The 1,109-nt window shown below is 69.0% G+C and carries 2 protein-coding genes; both read left to right on the top strand.

What is annotated here, in order from left to right; translation table 11 throughout:
* Positions 1-665 (top strand): RICIN domain-containing protein (locus tag HHX33_RS34640; RefSeq protein ID WP_182878249.1); only part of this gene is annotated, 665 nt, incomplete at its 5' end.
* A gap of 359 nt (positions 666-1,024) precedes the next feature.
* A partial coding sequence (locus HHX33_RS36955) for a LacI family DNA-binding transcriptional regulator (RefSeq protein WP_259403175.1) occupies positions 1,025-1,109 on the top strand: 85 nt, incomplete at its 3' end.

Consider the following 1,109-nt stretch of genomic DNA (forward strand, 5'->3'; position numbering starts at 1 on the left):
TCGACGTCGGCGGTTCGGGCTCCACCCAGGCCGACGCCTACCGCCGCGTCGTCCAGGCCTGCACGGCCGTGCCGCGTTGCACCGGCATCACCGTGTGGGGCATCACCGACAAGTGGTCATGGCGGAGCGGCGACACCCCGCTGCTGTTCGACGGGAACTTCAACAAGAAGCAGGCCTACACCGCCGTCCTGGACGCGCTCAACGCGGCGACCCCCAACACGAGCCCGTCGCCCTCGTCGTCGCCCACCTCCACACCGACGAACTCTCCGCCCCCCGGCGGCACGAGCTCGCTCAGGGGTGTGGCGTCGGGCCGGTGCCTGGACGTCAACGGCGCCTCGCAGAGCAACGGCGCGACGGTGCTGATCTGGGACTGCAACGGCCAGAACAACCAGAAGTGGACCTCCACCAGCGCCACTGAGCTGCGCGTCTACGGCAACAAGTGCCTGGACGTGAACGGCGCGGGCACGGCGGACGGCACCGCGGTCATCATCTGGGACTGCAACGGCCAGAACAACCAGAAGTGGCGCCTGAACTCCGACGGCACGATCACCGCCGTCGGCGCGAACAAGTGCCTGGACGTGGCGGGCAGCGGCACCGCCAACGGCACCAAGGTGCAGATCTGGTCGTGCACCGGCGCCAACAACCAGAAGTGGACCCGCGTCTGACCCCGTCCCCGGTCTGACCCACCCTGGTCCCCCACCACCGGGCCCCACCCGGGGCCCGATCATCCAGGCGATCTCCTCCGGGAGGCGCCACGCCGAAGCCGGTCCGCGCGAGTCTCGCGCGGGCCGGCTTCCGGCTTTCCTGGGACGCCGGTGTCTCCTGTGCGTCATCGGTGACGTCGCCGGTCAGAGGGCCCATGCGAGGCACCGGCGAACACCTTTATGAAACCGGTTCAAACAGCGGGGTTGACACGTGTTGTGTTATCGCTAACATGCAGAACACCTCATCGAGAGCGGGGAACCGGCGGATGACGAAGGTCCGGCCTGGAGAGAGCCCGGCCGAGCGCCCGAGGGCGGCGGTCATGGAAGACGTCGCGGAGCTGGCGGGGGTGTCGGCGATGACGGTGTCGCGGGTGCTGAACGCTCCGGAGAAGGTGCGTCCGGAGA

It is taken from the genome of Microbispora sp. H10670 (assembly GCF_014161385.1).
GTDB classification, from domain to species: domain Bacteria; phylum Actinomycetota; class Actinomycetes; order Streptosporangiales; family Streptosporangiaceae; genus Microbispora; species Microbispora triticiradicis.